General features: G+C 57.4%; 14 protein-coding genes and 1 tRNA gene. 12 read left to right on the forward strand and 3 right to left on the reverse strand.

Features of this window, described 5'->3' with window-relative positions:
• Nucleotides 1-8 precede the first annotated feature (8 nt).
• Both IB243_RS17160 and IB243_RS17165 read left to right on the forward strand, forming a co-directional pair.
• A tRNA-Lys gene (locus IB243_RS17160) sits at nt 9-84 on the forward strand.
• 1,192 nt (nt 85-1,276) lie between these two features.
• The gene (locus IB243_RS17165) at nt 1,277-2,191 is read left to right on the forward strand and encodes a hypothetical protein (protein WP_370540350.1); all 915 of its coding nucleotides are present in this window, start codon (nt 1,277-1,279) and stop codon (nt 2,189-2,191) included.
• A 118-nt stretch (nt 2,192-2,309) separates the two neighbouring features.
• On the opposite strand, the gene IB243_RS17170 is transcribed toward IB243_RS17165, so the two are convergent.
• Nucleotides 2,310-3,188 (reverse strand): hypothetical protein, encoded by an 879-nt coding sequence (locus tag IB243_RS17170; protein ID WP_192428441.1) that lies wholly within the window; start codon nt 3,186-3,188, stop codon nt 2,310-2,312.
• 357 nt (nt 3,189-3,545) lie between these two features.
• On the opposite strand from IB243_RS17170, the gene IB243_RS17175 reads away from it, so the two are divergent.
• The 3 genes from IB243_RS17175 (at nt 3,546) to IB243_RS17185 (ending at nt 6,258) form a co-directional block, all read left to right on the forward strand.
• Nucleotides 3,546-3,731 (forward strand): AlpA family transcriptional regulator, encoded by a 186-nt coding sequence (locus IB243_RS17175; protein ID WP_192428442.1) that lies wholly within the window; start codon nt 3,546-3,548, stop codon nt 3,729-3,731.
• A gap of 329 nt (nt 3,732-4,060) precedes the next feature.
• The gene (locus IB243_RS17180) at nt 4,061-4,630 is read left to right on the forward strand and encodes an inovirus Gp2 family protein (protein WP_225585022.1); all 570 of its coding nucleotides are present in this window, start codon (nt 4,061-4,063) and stop codon (nt 4,628-4,630) included.
• Between the two features lie 356 nt (nt 4,631-4,986).
• Entirely contained in the window at nt 4,987-6,258 is a 1,272-nt protein-coding gene (locus IB243_RS17185; protein WP_192428443.1) for a hypothetical protein, read from the forward strand.
• 1,224 nt (nt 6,259-7,482) lie between these two features.
• Here IB243_RS17185 and IB243_RS17190 read toward each other — a convergent pair.
• Complete coding sequence (locus IB243_RS17190) at nt 7,483-7,704, reverse strand: hypothetical protein (RefSeq protein WP_192428444.1); 222 nt, start codon at nt 7,702-7,704, stop codon at nt 7,483-7,485.
• Nucleotides 7,705-7,723: 19 nt separating this feature from the next.
• Nucleotides 7,724-7,933 (reverse strand): hypothetical protein, encoded by a 210-nt coding sequence (locus IB243_RS17195; protein WP_192428484.1) that lies wholly within the window; start codon nt 7,931-7,933, stop codon nt 7,724-7,726.
• A 357-nt stretch (nt 7,934-8,290) separates the two neighbouring features.
• On the opposite strand from IB243_RS17195, the gene IB243_RS17200 reads away from it, so the two are divergent.
• The 7 genes from IB243_RS17200 (at nt 8,291) to IB243_RS17230 (ending at nt 20,343) form a co-directional block, all read left to right on the forward strand.
• Nucleotides 8,291-8,584 carry a DUF4148 domain-containing protein gene (locus tag IB243_RS17200; RefSeq protein WP_192428445.1) on the forward strand — a complete coding sequence of 98 codons (294 nt, stop codon included), beginning with the start codon at nt 8,291-8,293 and terminating at the stop codon, nt 8,582-8,584.
• Nucleotides 8,585-8,953: 369 nt separating this feature from the next.
• The gene (locus IB243_RS17205; protein WP_225585023.1) at nt 8,954-9,667 is read left to right on the forward strand and encodes a DNA/RNA non-specific endonuclease; all 714 of its coding nucleotides are present in this window, start codon (nt 8,954-8,956) and stop codon (nt 9,665-9,667) included.
• Nucleotides 9,668-9,737: 70 nt separating this feature from the next.
• On the forward strand, nt 9,738-10,058 hold the full coding sequence (locus tag IB243_RS17210) for an HU family DNA-binding protein (RefSeq protein WP_192428446.1): 321 nt from the start codon (nt 9,738-9,740) through the stop codon (nt 10,056-10,058).
• Nucleotides 10,059-10,229: 171 nt separating this feature from the next.
• Nucleotides 10,230-12,047 carry an AAA family ATPase gene (locus IB243_RS17215; protein WP_192428447.1) on the forward strand — a complete coding sequence of 606 codons (1,818 nt, stop codon included), beginning with the start codon at nt 10,230-10,232 and terminating at the stop codon, nt 12,045-12,047.
• Nucleotides 12,028-12,699, forward strand: coding sequence for a 4Fe-4S cluster-binding domain-containing protein (locus IB243_RS17220; RefSeq protein ID WP_225584997.1), 672 nt, complete (start codon nt 12,028-12,030; stop codon nt 12,697-12,699). Before IB243_RS17215 ends, IB243_RS17220 begins: the two co-directional genes overlap by 20 nt.
• Before the next feature lie 202 nt (nt 12,700-12,901).
• On the forward strand, nt 12,902-18,982 hold the full coding sequence (locus IB243_RS17225) for an AAA domain-containing protein (protein WP_225584998.1): 6,081 nt from the start codon (nt 12,902-12,904) through the stop codon (nt 18,980-18,982).
• Nucleotides 18,979-20,343, forward strand: coding sequence for a hypothetical protein (locus IB243_RS17230; RefSeq protein WP_192428449.1), 1,365 nt, complete (start codon nt 18,979-18,981; stop codon nt 20,341-20,343). Before IB243_RS17225 ends, IB243_RS17230 begins: the two co-directional genes overlap by 4 nt.
• The last annotated feature ends 340 nt before the right edge of the window (nt 20,344-20,683 follow it).

The following is a 20,683-nucleotide window of genomic DNA, read 5'->3' on the forward strand; positions in this document are numbered from 1 at the left end:
AATCGGTTGGGACGTTAGCTCAGTTGGTAGAGCAGCGGACTTTTAATCCGTTGGTCACAAGTTCGAATCTTGTACGTCCTACCACCAACACCTTGTGAACATTGAAAGCCTTGCTGCAGAAAATGTAGCGAGGCTTTTTGTTTTTATATCGTTGCCAGATCGTTGCCAGAATTTGACGCATGGCCAGGTGATCTTTCCGCGCATGCTTAGGGTCAAAAAAACTATATGGCCGGGCCATCCGCGAAAGCGCCACCGATTTTTGAGCAGCACCAGTTGTCCCTGAGTCAAGAGGAGAGCGTTCTCGGATAGCCTGGTGCGGCTGTTTGGGCTAACTGCTGCCATTCACTTTTAGCGAAGCTATGAGCGCGGCTAGTACTCTCTGTATTTCGCGACCCAAGTGACCGCTCCACTGCCAGGACCGTCGTGGCGCACATCTCGCAGTGGACGAATGAGGTACGTGGGACGACGGAGGTCAAGGCAGGGTCTGCTGGGGAAGCGTTCGTAATCTGGTCGTCCGACCTGCTTGTACGAATGCCCACAGTGGCTTCGCTGCATCCCTTGTTGGCTGTTGCTGCAAGCCTGTAGGGCGCAATTCACGAGTCCTTAGGCATCGGCGCCGAAAATGTTGCCGACTTGCTTGCCCGTGCAGGTGCCCTTTTTTCACCTGTAGGCTTCGTGGTGACTTCTTCACCGGCAGCCAGATCTTGCTTCGCGTCGATGTCCGAGGCCACACTATGCTGCAATGCACTTCGTGGCAAAAACTCTACTCCCGTCCTCTTGACCAGCTCCCGATAGCTGAGGCAACCTTCGACAAACGCTGGTACGTGCAGTTCACTCCCGTAAAGCGCTAACGGAGGCGCGACTGGCGGAACGACTGGTTCCGAGAGCTTCTGGCAGTCGGGCCGTCACGCTCAATGTCCCTGATCAGCCTCGAACGGTCGGCACAAACAGTCCCCACCCCTGACTTCGCTCTGGCTACGCACAGCCCGGTGGGGCATGATTTGAGAATGCAGCGGGGCATCATGGCGGACGGCGAAGGTTGGCCCATGTGGAGCTTCAATAGCAACTCAAAACCACGCCCAGATACGCCGCAGCAAGGCGGGAGCCGGTCGGGCAGGACGGAATACATAGCGGGATGGTTTGTGCATAGCCTTCTCGGTGTCGGTTTTTGCAATACTGTACAAAACATCAGTATCATGCGCAAGAGCGCCACGCAGATCCTCCCATCTAGCCCAATGCATCAGAGTTTCCGCGCCAGCGTCCTCTTCTCCACCTGATGTCCTCAGCCCTCGCAACCACCGAACTCCGGGGCTTCCTCCTCACCCGCAACTGGCGCGACCTCCCAGACGGCACCGAGATCGAATACTGGCTGGCCACCGACGACGGGCCCAAGAAGGTGCTTCTGACCCGGCAGAGCTCGGTCGCCTTTCTGCCAGCCCGCCACCGGGCTGCGGCACAAGCTTCACTGGCGACCCTGCAGGGCCTGGAGGTGAGGGAACTCGGTCTTAAGACATTCGAGCAGGAGCCTGTGCTCGGTGTCTACGCTCGCAGGTTTCGCGATCTCGGCAAGCTGGCACGCGCACTCCAGCCTCTGGGAATACCGCTTTACGAAGCGGATGTCCGCCCGCACGACCGCTATCTGATGGAGCGTTTCATCACGGCTGGTGTCCTTGTCGAGGGAGGCCTGCGTGAAGGCTCGACCATCCTCGACGGCCGGTTGAAGCCCGCGACCGGTTGGCGCCCGGTGTTGAAGGTGGTGTCGCTGGACATCGAGACGAGCGCCACCGAGGAGCTGTACTCGATCGCACTGGATGGTGCGGGCGATCGGGTGGTCTTCATGCTGGGTGACGCTCCAGCTTCGGTGCCGGTACCGGCTGCGCCACCAATGGACTTCAGGCTTGTGTACTGCCCGACTCGCCGGGAGATGATCGAGCAACTCAATGCCTGGTTTGCGGCCCATGACCCGGATGCTCGACGGTACTGGTGTCACTGTGCAGACAAGGTCGCCAGCCACCGTGCGCTGAACAAAGACGGGATCGATCCGCATGAACTTCGGTCAGTATTTCGCGCTTGGGCCGGGGGCCACTACCCGAACTGGTTTGCGGAGCACGCGTGTGCTCGCATCATCGAAAGCAAGATCGATGCAACCTACTTTCGAGACGGCGCATTGAAGAAAAGATGCCACATATGAAACATTAAGCGTGGCTCAGTTGCTCAATGAAATTAGTGATGCATTAATTTCAGAATGCCAATTTTATTTTTCTCTTCAAGGCTGCACTTAAGATGAGCGGAGAATATTTGGTTTTTCCTTAAGGCTCTTGCGGATTACGGATGGCTTCTAGATACTTTAGTCGTGTATTTATGTGGTGGTTATCGCGGGCCTCGGAATATATTAGTATTTCAACAATTTCTGTTTGGCTGATTTTATATTTTTGTGCCAGAGTTTTTAGGTCTCTGGTCGTAGTGTCTGAGAGTAGTAGATTAAACTGATTTTTGTTTTTTCTTCTCTGCTTTTGATTCCAGGCAGTTCGGAGTTTTTCGGCAAGTATTGTTTTTCTTTCTGGTGTATATCTCTGCTCATCGAGTAGCATTAGAATCTTCTCGTGTGATGTGAAAATCCTTTTGCTACTGGCTCCCAATCTATTGGGTGAACTAATCCAATCGGAAAAAAACTCTCTGCGCTCGGATGTATTTCCTTCGTTTAGCCATGCAAATTTTTGGTCGAGTAAGTTGTGCTCGTTCCATGCAGCTTCCACAGATGAAAGTAATTCGTTTTTTTCGCCAATATCAATATTCTCTGTAAGATAGTCGAATAAGGCAATGCAAGCACTTCGACCTGTAAGGTATTGAGGAAACCTTGAATAACTAATTTCTGCCTGAGGTCTATGGCGTTGAATTTCATGTATAAACCAAATTGCCTGACGATTGTTGTTAAAAACCCAATTGAATTTTGACTCAGGAATTGCTGTCATGCTTTTTAAGCCCGTGCGCAAGTTGTTGAGTTGGCGGCTGTTAATGGTTTTTAAATATTCAAGTAAATTTTCATGAGCCCAATATTTGAGATCAATATTTAAAAATTCACCGTAATTTTTGGCAAAAATTATCCAAATTAGACATAGTGCTCTTTCTGAGAATCTGTCTATGTAGAGCAATTCGGCAATCGCTTCTTTTGCGGTAGATTTTTCCATGATGTGAAAAGAAATTTTAAGTGGAGTGATTTTTGCTTGGAGACGCGTAGATGAGGAGAAGCAAGAAGTAAGTTGGATGTATTAAAGATGTAGTCTAGAAGCATTCTACATGTTAAATAGATGTGAAAATTGACTCTGCTTGCATTGGAAGTTGCTCCAGTTTCACTATGTATGCAGGTGCACATCCGAAGGATTGTCTCCCTTTGAGTCGGGATGAGCATGCGCCTGGCTGCATCCTTCTACACACATGCGCCGGGACTTTGATGGAGGGGGGAGTCTTCTCGAAAAAACTCTCGATGAAGGTTAAATAATGCATGGGGGCAATCCTCTGTACGAAACTCCCTCAAGGTGCAAAGCATGAAAGTACTGAGACTCCCTAGCGTGTGTGAACTCACTGGTGTTCCACGGTCTACGCTCTACCTGTATATCAAGAACAATCAATTCCCGAAACCAATCAAACTGGGAATCCAATCCGTTGGCTGGATTCAGGAAGAGGTCGAGCAGTGGCTGCGTCAGCGCATGGAACTTCGTGACGCTATCTAGTCCACCCATATTTCCAGAGTGAAATCATCCAGTTCTTAATGTCTATTCATGCTCGTCTCCATTGGGATCGCGTTGTGAATAGGCAGTTCTTGTATAGCAATTTCATTTAGGTATTGGTATTAAATACCTATAGGCTAGATGTTGACTGTCTAGTGCATGAGAGACGGATGATTAGGTTAAGTAGACAGATAATCTCCTATTGCTCATCTATTGATGAGTCAGCAAGGTCAATAGCGATTGATGGTATGAACAACGATTTAAGTAAGAATCACCATGAGTACCGTGGTGATCAATACAATGGACTACGTATCATGGGAAATGTGTACCCCATGATCAGTGAGTGTTTAGAGGCACTGCACGACGTGGTCAGTAAATCCATGACGGATTACTCTAGGGTATTTGCCTTCAGGTTTGATCTTCGCTTCCCTGATCATATGAAGGCTGACTCTGTGGAGTCTTGCAACTCTGTGGCGTCCAGGTTCGTTGAATCTTTTAAGGCCAAGATCCGGCATAACCGGCAGAGCCTCGCCAAGAATGGCATGCTCTACCATGACACAAAGGTTCGGTTTTTATGGGTGAGGGAGGTAGGTGACTGCGCCCGAGTCCATTACCACTTCGTAGTTCTGTTGAATGGGCATGCCTTCAATTGTCTTGGCCGTTACCAGGCTACCGAAGGCAATATCTCCAGCCGAATCTGTGAGGCTTGGGCAAGCGCGTTGGGTGAGGCTGTGGAGCGAGCCAAGCCACTGGTGCATTTCCCGAACAGCCCGGCGTACTGTCTCCGGCGCAGCGACCCGGAGTCGGTCTCCGAGTTCTTCTACAGAGCAAGTTACCTGTGCAAAGTCCAAACCAAGCAGTACGGCCATGGTCACCATGGCTATGGAGCCAGCAGGAAGTGAGGCAGACGCTTTGCCGCGCTGAGCTGAATGCTGGGAAAAGTGTTCGAGCTTGCTCTCCGCTCCCCAGCTTGTGCGCGGCATCGCAATGCTTTGCCGAAGGAGTCGCGCACGCTGGATCACCATTGAGCCCTTTGTGCGGGTTGGAGCAGGGCGTAGTGACCTGCCCAGCTCTCGGTGGAGAGTCCAGGCCCGCTCGGTCTGGGGCGGACCTGCATAGATCCGCGTCTGTGGCGACAGTGAAGAGGGACCATAGTCCATGGCAGGGCGAGCGATCGGCCTATTTTTTTCTGGATGGGGATGCTCTTACGCGCCAGGGCATTGATACCCTTCAGCCAAAGTCTCATCTGAAAGCTGACATGGCCTTGTACGAACTGAGCGGTGGCAACACCCTTGCCCCCATCCCGTTGACGCGTTTTACCGATCTGGGCCTGTGGGAACGCAGAGATCTTCAAAGGGCGCTTCGAGCCAACATCTCTGCCATCACCCCTGGCGTGAGAACCATGGTGCTGGCAGAAGAGTTTGGGGACTGGGTGGGGGCCAATAGGCGTATCGATCTGCTGTGTCTCGACGAGAGGGCTCGATTGGTGGTTGTCGAACTCAAGCGTGAGGATGGCTCACACATGGAGCTTCAGGCATTGCGCTACGCTGCGATGATTTCCGCCCTGACCTTTGAGCAGGCCGTGGAAGCGCACCGACGGTACTTGGCGGACATCGGCTCCACGCAAGATCCAGCGCAAGCGATCCGCGATTTCCTACAGACGGAAGAAGAGCAAGTCGCGTTGGACGAACCCGTCCGGATCGTGCTGGCAGCGGCGAGTTTCAATCAAGAGCTGACCACCGCCGTGCTGTGGCTGAATCAGCAGGGGTTGGATATCCGGTGCGTGCAGATGCGTCCCCACGCCTTGCCCGAGAGAGTTCTTTTGGACATCCAGCAGGTAATTCCGCTGCCCGAAGCTGTGCAGTATCAAATCGCCATTCGGGAGAAGGAAAAAGCCAAAGAGCAGGCGGTCGCCCGGACCAGTGAGCGCAATCTGACCCGCTATAACCTGCAAATCGGTGGCAAGTCCAGTGAGAACATCGCCGGCCGCCGCTTGATCTACGAGGTGGTGGCCGAAGCCTTGCGCAATGGTTTGACGCCATTGCAGATCAGCCAAGTCATCCCGTGGCGCGGCGACTCTGTGTTCTTGTCCGCGCCGGGCAACCTCGACGCAACAGGGTTCGAGGCCGCAGCTGGCCTGTCATCGAGCGGTTACTTCGTCCATGACAGTACGCTGTTTCACATTGATGGGAAGACCTATGCGTTGACCAAGCGCTGGGGTGACCGGCTCATCGAGGCGGTCAACAATGTTGCGGGACTGCTTCCCGATGAAGTGCAACTTTCATACAGCACCACTTCGTCTGCCAACGAACCGGTGAAAGTCACCTTCGCAGGTTATGAGATTGTTCGCGAGGCAAATACCACCATCAACGTATTCCAGAACGGCCAACCCGTCGTCCCCGCAAAGCCGGTTCTCCGAAGCCTGGCGCACGCCCTCGGTATTTCAGAACTCAATGGCGTGGGCAAGCCGATGAACACGCGCCAGCTCGGCGCGCGTGTGATCGACGCGGCCCTGGCGCAGGAAGAGTAGCTTCTTCGAGCTGTGCAGCTTTTGCGGAGTTTCACGTGTGCTTGGATTTCGGAAAGTTGCCAGTTGAATTGGCCGAGCCGAAGTGAGCAGGACGCGGCAGCTGCTGCCCTCTAAACGCGGGCTCACCGTGACCCTTGAGCCTTTTGCAGTGCAAAGTAGAAAAGGTATCTTGAGACGACCGATCCGTGCCGCTTAGGGGGGTGAAAAAACTGGTCATCGGGCACTGGCCCCGTGTCCACTAATAGGCGACCTGCAGTGTCGATTCGGACAGAAGCTGTCATGTATGAGTTCATGACTCCTAGCCGTCTGTACTTCAAACTTTTGAAATTGTGCCCACTCGTCATTATTAGGGTGAGCGAAAGCATGAATCTTGTAGCCAGAAAGAGCATTCCTATCAGCAACAGAATCCATGTGATCAGCACATTCCATCCTTGAAACCAAAATACCAAAGCCATCATGGAGCAAGCTGCCGGGAACCAAGGGGGCAGGCCTGCCACGTCATAGATGGTGAAGCCCTCCAGGTTCCCTCCATTCGCGGCTTTGACGTCCTTCAACATGCGTTTGAGTCCTAAAACGGCGAACGGGGAGTCGAAATGGGCGCAGAACGCCACGCCTGTCTTTGGGTTCACTCCGACATAACCCGTGCATGACCAGATGCGCCGAGTTATCAAAGCCTCCACATTCCCATCGGTTTTTACAATTGCATAGGTGCGCTGGGGTACACGGAGAGCGCCCGAAGGTTCCGGTGTACTACGAGGGGTAGCCTGGTGTGAAAAAGTCATCAATGTCGTTTGACTGTGGTTGGTTGCACTCGGATGATCGCTCTGGGTATTGCACTCAAAGCCCTGGGCTTGCGCTGGTGCTCAGTAAATGGAGCCAGAGGTCTTGAGTTCAAAGCCGCAATTCAGGCTCAGGCTTCTGGCTTACTTCAAAGGTCGGGTGCAGTGCCATGACCGTTGGACATCCTGAAGATACGCGGAAAGAGTCCCAAGTTCGGATGCGCCCATGGCCGGTGCCATTGCGTCAAAGCTCTGCCAACGCCTGATGGAACATGCTTCACCACATCGCCATCGTGTTCGCAGTGGTAGGCCGGGGCACTAGGGGCCATTGCAACCAGCGTCAGTGCCATGATTGCTAGAAGAGTACGCATGCGCAATTTGTGAGTCGCCCACAATGAATAAAGCCGCCTCGGTGGGCGGCCCTCTGAATGCCTCTGTACGGGCGTCAATCCTTCTTCGTTCCCCCTTTGCCCGTATACGGGTTCACGTTGCCCTTGTGGCTCCAGTTGTTGGTCTTGGAACGGTCAGGGTTGGTCGCGTGATGGGGCGGAACATAGGTGCCGTTCTTGGTGGTGTGTCCACTGACGGAATGGCTGCCTCCTTTGGCTATGGCAGGCACAGCGAAGAGGGACAGTGCCAGCGCACCGGCAAGCAGGAGAGGCTTCATGAGTACTCCGATCTGCGCTTTACTTGTGGCCACCGACGTAGCGGCCACCCTTGCCACTGTGGCCCTTGCCACCTACCCGCTTGCTGCCAGTACGGCCCTTGGCTTCAAAGAGGGTCGATGAGCCCGACGCGGCAGAGAAAGACAGGTCTGAGCTCGACAGAGGCTGAACCGGTGCTGCGCTGGCCGTGGTAGATGCGCTCAGGATGAGCGCGAACAATGCTGCCTTCATGTGTCTCCTTGGTTGGTTGTATCGGCATGTTACGCAGAATCCCCCACTTGTCCCAAGGCAAAAAGCGGCTGGGATTGCGCTGCGTCAATGCGAGGTGGACATCCCGAAACGCTGGCGGACTTGGCGGGCATTGGAGACACCAATGGACTGCAGTGGAAAGCCAAGCCAGGGCAGATTGATTGTTTTCAATACTGGAACAGTCAGTTCGCGACCAAGTGGTTTTTCTCTGAACACCATCGGCGTACAGTTCATCCCATCGATGAGCCGAACCCGCAAGGCGACTCACCGAACCCGGTTCAGGAATGGTTTTTGACCCGGCTTTTTTGAGACGCTTTTTAACTTTCAAGGATTTTCATCATGAACAAGACCGCCCGTTTCCTCTCCGTCGCCGCTGTTGCCGCTTTCGCTGCTTTTGGTGCCCATGCTGACGAAGCCGATGGCTCGCAATTCGCCCTGAAGTTCGACACGAACCGCACCCGCGCTGAAGTGGCCGCCGAAGCCGCCACCGTGGCCCAGACCCGCTCCATCGAGCCTGCAGGCTCGCGTGTGGTGACCTACAAGTCCACGGCTGACCGCGCTGCCGTGCGTGCCCAGGCGGCCGAAGCTCTGCGCACCGGCCAGATCCCTTCGGGCGAATTCAGCGCCATGTAATTTGGCAGACCAACTGCTGAGATTGGTTGAAGCAGTTGCGGGACTTCCCATGGTGGTGGCACTTTGCATTTGCGGGTGCTGCTGCCATGGGGAGTGTTAACTGAACCGCAGGGGCGGGCAGGCAGAAAGGGCTCCCTTTGGGGAGCCCTTTCTGTTTGTGGCCCCTCCATCTCTGCAAGCAGCTGTAAAACCCTGCGACGTCCGAGTATTCGGGCCAGGAGAGAGACATGAACGGTGCTCCAATCGGGCTCCGTTTTGTTTGACTTGATTACCTCTTCTGTGAATCGTTTGTTCTCTTGGCCAGGCCGTGTGCGCCTGGCGGCTGTGCTGGCCCTGTCTCTCGTCAGCGTTGCTCTCCCGAATCTTTCCCTGGCACGTTCTCCGCAGTTCGACAGTGCGGCCCTGCTCACGCCCGAGCCCACCTCCTTTACGCAGTGCCCGCAGTTCTTTGCGAATGGCACACCACCGGCCATCACGCCCCGGCCGCAGCTACGCGAGCTTTGTTATGAGGCCTTTGCGGTGCTGCACTCCGGCACAACCAAGACACCGGTGTTTGTGGCCCAGCGCCTGAACCGCAGGCTCATCGAGGAAGCGGACGAGAAACGGGCCAAGCGGTTCTTTGCAGATGCACGCCTGCCCAGTGGGGAGCGGGCGGAGCTGGAGGACTACAAGCACTCTGGCTACAGCCGTGGGCACATGGCGCCTGCGGGAGACATGCCGACGCCGACGGCCATGGCCCAGAGCTTCAGTCTGGCGAACATGGTTCCCCAAAACGCCCAACACAACGGGGGCGCCTGGAACAAGATCGAGCAGGACACGCGGCACTATGTGAAGCGGGCCAAGGGGGAGGTGTTTGTGATCACCGGGCCGGTGTTCACGGATGCGGGGCCACGCATTGGGGCCAATGGGGTGAAGGTGCCCACCTATCTGTACAAGCTGGTCTATGACGCCACGACCAACAAGGCATGGGCGCACTGGCAAGAGAACCGCGAGGGGGAGACGGTTGGGCGGCCGATCAGTTACCAGGAGTTGGTGAAGCGCACGGGCGTGGAGTTTTTGCCAAGAAGTGCACTGCAGCATTGAGTCGTCGCAAGGGCCGTGTCAGCGGCGGCGGTACAAATCGGTCCTTTCCAACCTCTACTCGTGAGCATCCATGAACCGCGCAGAACTCGTTGAAATCCTGGCTTCCAAGAATGACCTGTCCAAGACCGCAGCCAATGCGGTGCTGGAAACGCTGATCGACACCATCCAGACGGCCGTCAAGAAGGGTGACGCCGTGCAGCTGGTGGGTTTTGGGACTTTCAAGTCGGCCAAGCGTGCAGCACGCACGGGCAAGAACCCATCCACCGGTGCGGCGCTGAAGATCCCCGCAAGCACGGTGCCGAAGTTTGTGGCGGGTGCCAAGTTCAAGGCCGCGGTGGATCCCAAGGCTGTTCGAGGGCTTCCTGTGTCCAGGTTGGTTTGGTTGGCATGATGCAGGAATCTTACGGGGGATGGGGCGTCGTTTGGATGTTCTGGTTGGCGGGAGTGGGTATCTCCTAGCCATAGACGTCTGAACCACCAATCAGACGCAGCTATTGCCATTCCACCCTATGCTTAAGTGTGTTAGGTTAACGATCACTTACACAAGGGGAGGGTTAGGAAGATGGCAGCTGCATACAGCGATCCGCGCTGGCTCCAGGACTTGCGGCGCTTCCTTCCGCTGAAGAGCCAGTTCGTGCTGACTGGGAATGTCAGAGACTTACAGGCTACCCAGCTGCCGCAGGGCATCGTGACATCCATGCGCTTCGACCAGACACTCGCGAATGCGCTGTTCGGGCATGGCTACGGCCAGGTGGTTCTTTTCGACCAGCTGCGGGGCTTTCAGACGATGGCGCCTACCGTTCCGCCGGCTTCCCCAGGAACGGAGGGTCTCCTTGATCTGTCCGTAGCGGCCGGAACTCCCGCTGGTCTGGGCGCTCTTCTCGGCTTTATGCCGCAACTTGTGCGGCACGAGCGTACGCCTGCAGCGTTGATTGTGGATTTCGCTTCTCGCCTTACGGTCAGCTCTGAGAACCTGACGCCGGCCGAGCACCAGCTCTTCACTCAGGCATTGATCCTTTCCCACGAGGCTCGCGCCCGCCCCGTCGAGGGTCAAACCAAGAGCTTCTTCAACACCGTCGTCTGGATCGTGGAGCGCGAAGGCGACCTCCCGGACTGGCTTGTCGTTGGCAACCCTCGAATTCGTGTCATTCCGGTAGCGAAACCCGACCAAGTCGTTAGGCGAGTCTTGGCGCCTGCACTCCTGCAGATCGTTCCGGGCTTCCGAGACGCCAAGCAAGAGGAGCGTGAGACGGCTGCCAACGAGTTCGTCGAGAGCACCGAGGGGTTGTTGGTACACGACCTGAACGCCATAGCGACCCTTGGGAAGGTCGAAGGGGTCCAGTTCGCCAACATCGGGGATGCGGTCCGGCGCTACAAGGTTGGCGTGACCGAGGACCCATGGCAAAGGCTCGACCGAAACAAGATCAAGGGGGGGGATGACCTCGTACGTCGACGCGTCAAAGGGCAGCCGCTAGCAGTCACGCACATGCTCGATCTGGTGAAGCGGGCCGTCACGGGCGTTGGTGGCAAGCGAGGCAATCGACCGCGTGGAGTGGCTTTCCTGGCTGGGCCGACGGGCGTAGGCAAAACCGAGCTTGCCAAGACCATCACGAGCCTGCTGTTTGGTGACGAGAGCGCCTACATCCGGTTCGATATGTCCGAGTTCAGCGCCGAACACGCTGACCAGCGCTTGATTGGAGCGCCTCCCGGCTATGTGGGCTACGACATGGGTGGTGAGCTGACGAACGCGGTGAGGGAAAAGCCATTTAGCGTGGTCCTGTTCGACGAAATCGAGAAGGCGCACCCTCGCATCCTAGACAAGTTCTTGCAGATCCTGGATGACGGCGTGCTCACCTCGGGCCGTGGCGACCGGGTGTATTTCTCTGAGACGCTCATCATCTTCACGTCCAACCTTGGCATCTACAAGACGGATGAGTCCGGTCACCGTGTCCCTAACGTCCGCCCGGAGGACACCTACGACGTGATGCGGGACAAGGTTTTGTCGGAGATCCAGGACCACTTCAAGCTTGTCCTGAATCGCCCAGAGATCCTCAACAGAATCGGCGAAAACATCATCGTCTTCGATTTCGTTCGCCAGGACGTGGCTGAGCAGATTTTCGCGCACATGTTGGACTCGATACTTGCAGATCTAAAATCCAAGGGCTATCTAGTCTCGCTGGAAGACATCGCTACGACCTATCTGAAGGCTGAGTGCTTACGGGACCTCTCTAACGGCGGCCGGGGCATCCGCAACCAACTCGAGGCCTTGCTGGTGAATCCGCTGGCGCGCCAGTTGTTCGACGAAGACGTCCAGCCCGGCGAGCCCTTTGCGCTTTCCTACTCCGCAGACTCGCAGCGCCTTGAGCGACTCCGGTGCTGAGGCCGACGTGAAGATATACCTGTCGCGCCTGCACTATCCCGTAACAACGCTGGGCCCTGGGCGGCGCGTTGGAATCTGGTTTCAGGGTTGCAGCATCCGCTGTCCCGGCTGTATTTCTGCTGATACTTGGGTGCAAGGCAGGACGGCCACGACGGTCGCAGAGGTTGTGAGCGCAGTGGCACGCTGGTTACCCGAAGCGAACGGCGTCACGATCTCAGGTGGTGAGCCGTTCGACCAACCGGATGCGCTTGCCGCGTTGCTGGTAGATCTGCCGTTGGCGGTAGACCAGGACGTGCTGGTCTTCAGCGGCTACCCTTTTGAGCATATTGCGAGCCACTCTTCGCTCGTAGGCGGGCAGATCGACGCGCTGATCTCAGACCCATATCGGGTGGACATGCCCCAAACCTTGCCTCTCAGAGGGAGCGACAACCAACGGCTGCATCAGCTCACCGACCTAGGCCGCGACCGCTTTTCTGCATTCCAAGCCCCCGTCACTGCTGGCCACCGGAGTCTTGACGTCATGTTCGACACGGATGGCACAGTTTGGCTTGCCGGAATTCCACGCCCCGGCGACATGGATCGGCTGCGCGACATATTGGGCGCCCAAGGCCACAACTCCCACATCACAGCTGCACCTTCCCGAACCCGTTGAAATGATTCGCTACTGCCCAAACTGTAAGACCGAGCGCCCTTTGAACGAATTCTTCTGTGAAGGAGACGTCGGGGGCGCTCGGTGCGAATGGTCCCTGTCGGATGAGCCGCTACGGCAACCAGGTTGGAGGCCACCGGTTCTGATTACTGAAGAAGCGCGCCAGACCACCGCTCTCGACTCACTTTGCACGGCAGGCCATGCAATGGCTGCCGACGATTTCATCTGCATGACCTGCGGTGCGGACCGCGCCATCCTCTCAGAGGCTTCAGTCGCAGTTGCAACGACAACTTCCCAAGAGCCGACATCCTCTGATGCAATCCAGGATGCGATTAACGGCTGGCGGCTGATTCGGGAGCTCAGCTCAACACCGCGCATACGGGATCGATACATCGCGACCCATGAGGGCACCGGTCAGACCGGCGTTCTCACCCTCTATCACCATGGAGCAGAGCCCGATCCCGCCATCTATGAGGTTCTACGCAGGCTCTCTCACGACCACGTGCCGCACCTTTTGGCCACCGGCCGCTGGGACGAGCGCGCCTACGAAGTTTCTGAACATCTGACTGCCGGCACCCTGAAGGACTTAGGCATCGTTGTCACCGACGTGCCAAGCATTCGTCGCATTGTCGAAGAACTCGGTAAAGCACTGCACGCCTTCTCAGAGGTCGGCCTGAGGCACCGAGATGTCCGCCCTGCCACACTGCTCGTCCGGGCTCGAGAACCATTGGATCTGGTCATCAGCGGCTTCGGCTCGGCTCGACTCTCAGAGTTCGACCTCGACATCGTCTCACCGCTAGAGGTAACCCGCTATATGGCGCCAGAGGCGGTCGCCGGCGGCGTAGCTGCAGCCTCCGACTGGTGGAGCCTCGGGATGGTTCTGCTTGAGCAGGTCACCCAAGGTGCGTGTTTCGAGGGGGTCAATGAGCATGCGTACTTGATTCATGTACTCGCGAATGGTGTGCAGCTACCGAATAACCTGCCCCCGGAGCTCGACGTGCTATTCCGAGGTCTGCTGGCCCGAGACAGGCTTCACCGCTGGCAGTGGGATCAGGTCAAAGCGTGGCTTGATGGCAAGGATGTTGAGGCTCCTCCGCGAGTCAGCTCAGAGGAAGCACAAGGACATGCAGCCTCGCTAGAGCTCTCAGGTCGGAAGTACCGCGTGCCACGTCAGTTCGCGCTTGCGGCAGCTGAGGCGGGCAACTGGGATCAAGCGCGCGACCTGCTCATGCGCGGAGCCATTGCGACAAGTGCTCAAGACGCTGAAGTCGCACCTCGTCAACTCGCCGCACTGCGACAGATAGCGCAGAGTGACGGCATCGACGACGATTTCAAGCTGATGCTTGCGTTGAAGGTACTTAACGCGGAGATGCCGCTTATTTTCCGCGGAGACATCGTCACCCCAAGGTGGCTGCTTGACCACCCGCTTGAAGGGTATGAACTCATCAGCGGTGGTGTGCCGGCCCTGCTAGAGCGACTAGATACAGAAAGTTGGATTCTTCAACTTAAGAATCGAGACGAAGCCGTACGCCGCAGGGCTAAGAACCTTTCTATTGAAGTCAACGAGGACCACCTCAGGATCTACGTTCTTACAACGTCAAAGGCGCGGCTCACTGCGGCTTGGGAAGAGCGTCGCCGCCTATTCCCGGATACGTCCCATGGGGGTCTTCAGAGCATCGCCGAAAAGTCGATCATTGGAGAGGAGGATCTCATCGTCCTTCTTTCCGCCACGCTCGACTCGATGACCTCGTTGGATGCGGTTGCTGCTGAGGCGGCAAAGCTGGCAAGCCGTGCGGGTATTCGAACGTTCGATCCTGAAGCGGCTCGAGAGCTTGCATCTATGCCAAGGCTGGAAATCATCCAGCGCGTAAACGAGAGAACCGGTGGCTTCTCCACCTGTCCTTATCCAGAACTCAACGAGTGGGTCGACGAGTTCCGACTCGACAAGCGAGTTCCATTGGCCCGAGCCATGGTCCTGCTGTCTGTCCCGGCCTCTGAGTGGGTTGAACCTCAGAAGCAGCAGTACATCTCGCAGATCCTCGACTTCTTCGAGAAACGGGTAGCTGGCGCGGTGCTTCGGGGGCCGCTGGTGCGGATGGTAATTGGCAAACACACGGCCCGTGTCGACCTTCACGAACTTGGGACTGACCGCGTCACGGCTGCAGCGGTACTTGACCACATCCTGCAGCGAAACCAGCAGTCCGTCGCTTGGGACCCAGCCGCGTTCCTGAACGAAGGCACGGCGGAGTACCGGCTGCAGAGCTTGGCGAGGCACACCACGCTTTACCGCAGGGACACGGGCATTGATGGCCTCTACATGGGTTTCCCATTTCTACTGGCTCGTGACGCCAAGGCCTCCACCAAGACCCGAATTGCCCCCGTTCTGCTCTGGCCAGTGCAGCTCACACAAGAGGTTGGTCATCGAGGCGCTGCATCTATCGCTTTTGATGGCGACCGCGAAGAAGTCCGCCTCAACCCTGCTATCGAATTGCTGCTGGGTCCGGAGGCAGCCAAGCTCTGGCGGCAAACCGCTGACGAGCTTCTAAGCCGCTCCTCACTCAGGGCATCGGACGTCATGGACGCATTTGGTGTGTTGAGCGATGCCAGATCCCGGGTCATCCGCGCGCTGCCAGGCCCCTCCACAACCCTACCTCTCAGGTCCGACGCTCTGGAGTGCGCGGCAGTTCTGTTCCACGTAACCTTTACGGGTCAGTCGATCGGCGAGGAGCTGCGGAAATTGAAGCAGCACTCTCCCGCTGGGACAGGTTTGGAAACTGCGCTTCGCTTGGGGACCATCGGTAAGCCCCAAGCACAGCAGCAGGTTCCGCATCGCAGCCATCACAAGGAGCTTGACCGCTATTTCACAGTATCGAGCGACCCGTCTCAAGAGTCAGCGGTGCTGCAAGCCCGCCATGGGCCAGGCTTGCTAATCGAAGGGCCTCCCGGGACCGGCAAGAGCCAGACCATCGTCAACATCGTTGGCGACGCAATCGGACGCCGCAAGAGCCTGCTGGTTGTTTGTCAGAAGCATGCCGCCCTTGAGGTCGTTCAAAAGCGTCTCGTGGCCGAAGGCCTTGGCGACCGCATCATTATGGTCAACGACGTCAACAAGGACCGGACCGCCATCATCAAAGCTGTCCGCGAGCAACTCGAAGCTCTGCACCGCCGAGCAACGGATCCGCTCGTTGCGGTACGCAGGAAACGTGAGAACACAGCTGCGCGAATCGAAGCGTTGGAAGGCGAGTTAGACCGCCACCACGCGGCGCTGCACCGCGTCGATGAGCGGACGGGCCTCAGCTACCGCACACTCCTCGGGGAGCTTATTGCGCTCGAAACGCCAGAGCCTCCCATCGATCTTCCTGCTCTGCGCAACCCGCTGCAGAAGATGGACACCGGCTCTCTGGCCTCGTTAGAGGAAGAAGTCTCTCCCCTGGCGAGACATTGGCTACCCGCGCGCTTCGAAGGAAGCGCCCTTACCAGTCTTCAACCGTTCTCCGCTGACCGCGCAACACAGGCGGACTTCAAGGCCGCTTTTGACGCCTTTGTTCAGGCCGAGCAGTTGCGTACAGAGGTGTTGTTAGCGCGACCGTGCGCATTCGAGGTGGAAGACCCGACCCCACACAGGACTTGGATTGCTGCCTACGCGCAGCAATTCCTGGACTTGCGCGACTTGCACCGCTCGCTTTTGGCCAAATGGCTACCGTTGTTCCGTCCGGCCAGCGGCTCCCGCGGTCAGATCCTCATATCGGAACTCAGGAACATCGTGGCTAGGCTAACCGACTGCCCGCATCTTCATCACGACAAGCTGCTGTCGCCGCTGCTAGCTGGATCGCAGGACCAAGCGCTCGCCACATACATCGCTCATGGTGTTGAGGCGACAACGCCAGCGGCATGGTGGCAAGCGCTGAACATCAGCAAACATCTACGCAAGAAGGCCCTGCTGAAGTACTTGAAGAGTAGCGGGGATTCGGCAACCGACGCCCGAATTGAAGCACTTGTGCAAGCGGCGACGCTCGAACAGCAGTTGCGCCCGCTGCGGCTGGCGCTAAGCAAGCTGCATCAGGAGCTTCATCTACCTGCTGTCGCACCAGATTCTGGGCCCATGCTTCTTCCAGATTCACGAGCTTCTCTAGAGGTCGTTTGCGGCATCGCCGAACTTGCTTCTCGATTAGCTCTCGCGCCCTGGGCAGACAAGCTGGACTTCGCGGCGGCGCAGGGCACGCGCGAAGCCATGGTCAAGATGTTTGCCACTTTCGATGACGCGTTTGCGCGGTATGAAGTGCGCACGTCTAGTGCACACGCGCTTCGCGCCCTAGGGAGCTGGATGGTGGAGGGGTGGGTCAATGAATGCGGGCAGGCAATCGCCCGCAACGAACCGAACCAGGCGCGGCTGGAACCGATCATCCAGGCGCTGCCATCTCTTGCGCCGTACCAGCACTTCAGGGGACGGGCACAGAGGGTTAGCAAAGAGGCGCTGGATACGTTTGCACTTCTTCGGACCAAGGAAGCCCAACTGAAACAAATCGACGTTGGCCTGCTTGAGCAGGAAGTCCGTCGGCTTATAAATCGAGAGGCGCGACTTGGTTGGAAGCGCCGCATGGAAGATGCGGAGCCAGACTTGCACCTCGAACACGCGGAGATTGCCACCAAGGTTACAAGCTTGGCTGAACTCGACATGGAGATGCGGGCGCTGAATCGGCAACTGCTCAAGGACGATTTCGACCTGTCCGCAATTCGCCGGACATCAGATTGGGAGGACATCACCAGGCTTACAGGTCAACGAGCCAGGCGCTTGCGGGAGTTCATTGAACTCGGCACGCCGCTTGGCCTCATGCAGCTGCGGCCGATTTGGCTGATGAACCCGGATGTAGCGAGCCGTGTGCTGCCGCTCAAGGCTGCGCTTTTCGATTCAGTGATCTACGACGAGGCATCGCAGATGCCGGTGGAGCACGCCCTGCCGACTCTGTTCCGCGGCGCGGTGAGCATCGTCAGCGGCGACGAGAAACAGATGCCGCCGACATCGTTCTTCTCAAGCAAGGTTGAGAGCGACGAAGCCGAGGCTTTCGATGGTGAGATGCCGGACGAAGATGCCTCCGAAGAGGAGCGAGACGCCTTCGAAGAGACCTGGAACCGCCGGGAAATCAAGGACTGCCCGGATCTGCTGCAGCTCTCCCGAACCAACCTGCCCAATTCGACGCTCCAAATCCACTACCGATCGGCATTCCGCGAGCTCATTGGCTACTCAAACGCATGTTTCTATGGAAACAACCTTAGCGTGCCCGTCAGGCACCCAGAGGCCACAGTTCGCCAAGCTAGACCCATTGAGGTGATCCAGCTGAACTCGACCTACGTGGACCAGACGAATCCCGGCGAAGCCGATCGTGTTGTCGAAGTTCTGGCCGAGATGTGGAAGCTCCCGCCAACCCAGCGACCGTCGGTCGGCGTCGTCACCTTCAACCGCAAGCAAGCTGACCTGGTTGAGGACCGCCTGGAACAACGCGCTGAACAAGACGCGAACTTTCGGGAAGCCTATCGTCAGGAGAGTGAGCGCGTGGAGAGCGGCGAGGACATGGGCGTTTTCGTCAAGAACGTCGAGAACGTGCAGGGCGACGAGCGCGACGTCATCATCTTCTCTACCACGTTCGGCCGGAATGGCCAGGGTATCTTCCGTCGCGGTTTCGGGGTCCTTGGCCAGAAGGGCGGCGAGCGTCGGCTCAACGTCGCAGTAACTCGCGCCCGGCAGAAGATAGTCCTGGTCACATCGATGCCAATTAACGAGGTCTCAGACGTGCTTAGCACCCACCGGCCGCCCTCCACCCCGCGAGATTTTCTGCAGGGATACCTTGAGTACGCCCGCAGTGTCTCCAGCGCCGAGTTTGCAAACTCAAGGTCGCTGCTACGCCGGATGACGGTGCGCCGCGATGGAAAGGCGGCGACGCAATCGCAGGCCGCAGACGACGGATTCAGTGAGTCGGTAGCGGACTTCGTGGCATCGCTCGGATGGAAAGTCGTGAAATCCCCTGACGACGACGCCTTTAGACTGGACTTTGCCATCGAAGACCCGAAGACCGGGCTTTTTGCCGTGGGCATCGAATGCGATGCCCCCAGACATGAACTTCTTGCTAGTGCACGAGCACGTGAGGTCTGGCGGCCCAGCGTCCTTCGCCGTGCGGTGCCCAAGATTCACCGAGTGTCATCACATGCTTGGTACCACGCGCCGGAGGAGGAACGCGACCGCCTCCGTGATGCAATTGCCTCTGCGCTCGAATGCCAGGAGGCTGCATGAGCGGCCCTAAGGTAGTGCGAGTGGTAACCCGCGAGGAGCGCATCGAGATTTGCGAAGGGCTGCTCGCACGGTTGGACGCGGCAATCCGCGCGTTGAAGGCAGACGCGACCCGGCTGGACGACTCCGAGGGCGAGGAACTGGCAAGGTCTACCGTCCGACGTGATGCGCTTCTCGAGCTGGTACGGACGGACAACTTCGACCAAGCTGAAGCCCAGATCCGTCAAGAGATAGGCTTTATCTCGTCCAAGAGAAGCGAAGCCATCGAGCGCGCTGCGAGCGCTGCCGCAGTAGCTCGACGCCAACTGAACAGCCAACGACACGCTGCCACAACTCTTATTAAAGAGCTCGAGCGGCGTGCACCGGAGGCACACGCAGAGTTGGCGGCTGGCCTGAGGCAAATCGCTAGTCAATCTAAGGCGACTATCACTGCAGAGTCCGTGCTCGCGAAGGCTATGTTGGCTCTGTCCCGGGCTGCGCCTGCGGCACACCTTTCAGAAGAGCATCAGGCCCTTGCCAGGTCGCTCCAGGCTACGCCGGACCCTGGCATTGGTGGCACCGGCTGGCAGTCGCTGGCTGCTCAAGACAAGCGAATTGTCGATCTTCAGCATCGACTGGCGCAGATCGATGTGCTTAAAAGCTCTGAAGCCACGGTTGCTTTCAGCCAGCGCCTGGACGCCCTAGAGCTGGAGGCCGACGGACCGGTGCGCAACATGAAGCTTGATGCCTTGGTCATCGAAATCGCTGCAGCTGTTGACGGGCTGAGACGGCTGTCCGGACTGGTCGAGGCAGCCCAAGCTGCGTTGGCAGAGATTGAGGTGCTCGGGCCCCTTACGGAGCTGTCATCCTTGCACAAGGCACTGGAGGCAGCGATAGCCGACCCAGATGAGATGAGACTGACAAAGGTCACGGCAGACGCGACTCAAGCCGTCGGTCTGGCTCGGGCTGCCCGGGCAGCTATGGCTAGGCGGGAGGCCATCCTTGCAGGCTTGGCAACGCTGGGATATCAAGTCAACGACAACATGGCGACCGCATGGGTCGATGAGGGTCGCGTTGTCCTTCGAAGGGCCGATGCAGACACGCACGGGCTAGAGATCGCCAGCGCGCCGAACGCCCAACGCCTCCAGGTTCGTGCGGTTGCCTTTTCTTCCGGGCTGGCGGCTACTGCGAACTTAGCCGCTGAGACCGCTTGGTGCGGTGACTTCAGTCGCCTACAAGAACATCTTCGGCAGGACGCAGGTGATTTAGCTATTGAGCGTGCGCTGCCGGTCGGCGCTGTTCCGCTGAAAGTTGTGCAGGCACCCACCGCTGCCCAAGAGAGGGCCGCGGCGGCGCGCTCGCTGAAAGCAAATCAGATTCGATGAAGGCCTTGTTAAAGGGAGAACTGAAATGCATCCAGACAGTTGACGCGGCAAAACCGGCGTCCGGCGTGGTAGCTTAAGGCTGGCTGCTGCCAATCAGTTGCGGCGGTTTAATGACTGCTGTCGCCGCGTCGTGGCATTGGGGGCTGGCAGGTCGAGGGCAGGTGCATGCGCGCCCTGCATTCCCTTTGTCAACAGTTGAAAGGGCGAGCGCCCTGTTTCTGGACTACAGAGGCGCCTGCCGCTTGATAGAGCAGTCAAGTCAGCAAGTCAATCTGAGAACCATCTGAGCCGGTGCCCTTGTACAGGCCACGATTAGCAATACGGAGATATAACAGCTTCT

It is taken from the genome of Acidovorax sp. ACV01 (genome assembly GCF_014851495.1).
Classification (GTDB): domain Bacteria; phylum Pseudomonadota; class Gammaproteobacteria; order Burkholderiales; family Burkholderiaceae_C; genus Acidovorax; species Acidovorax radicis.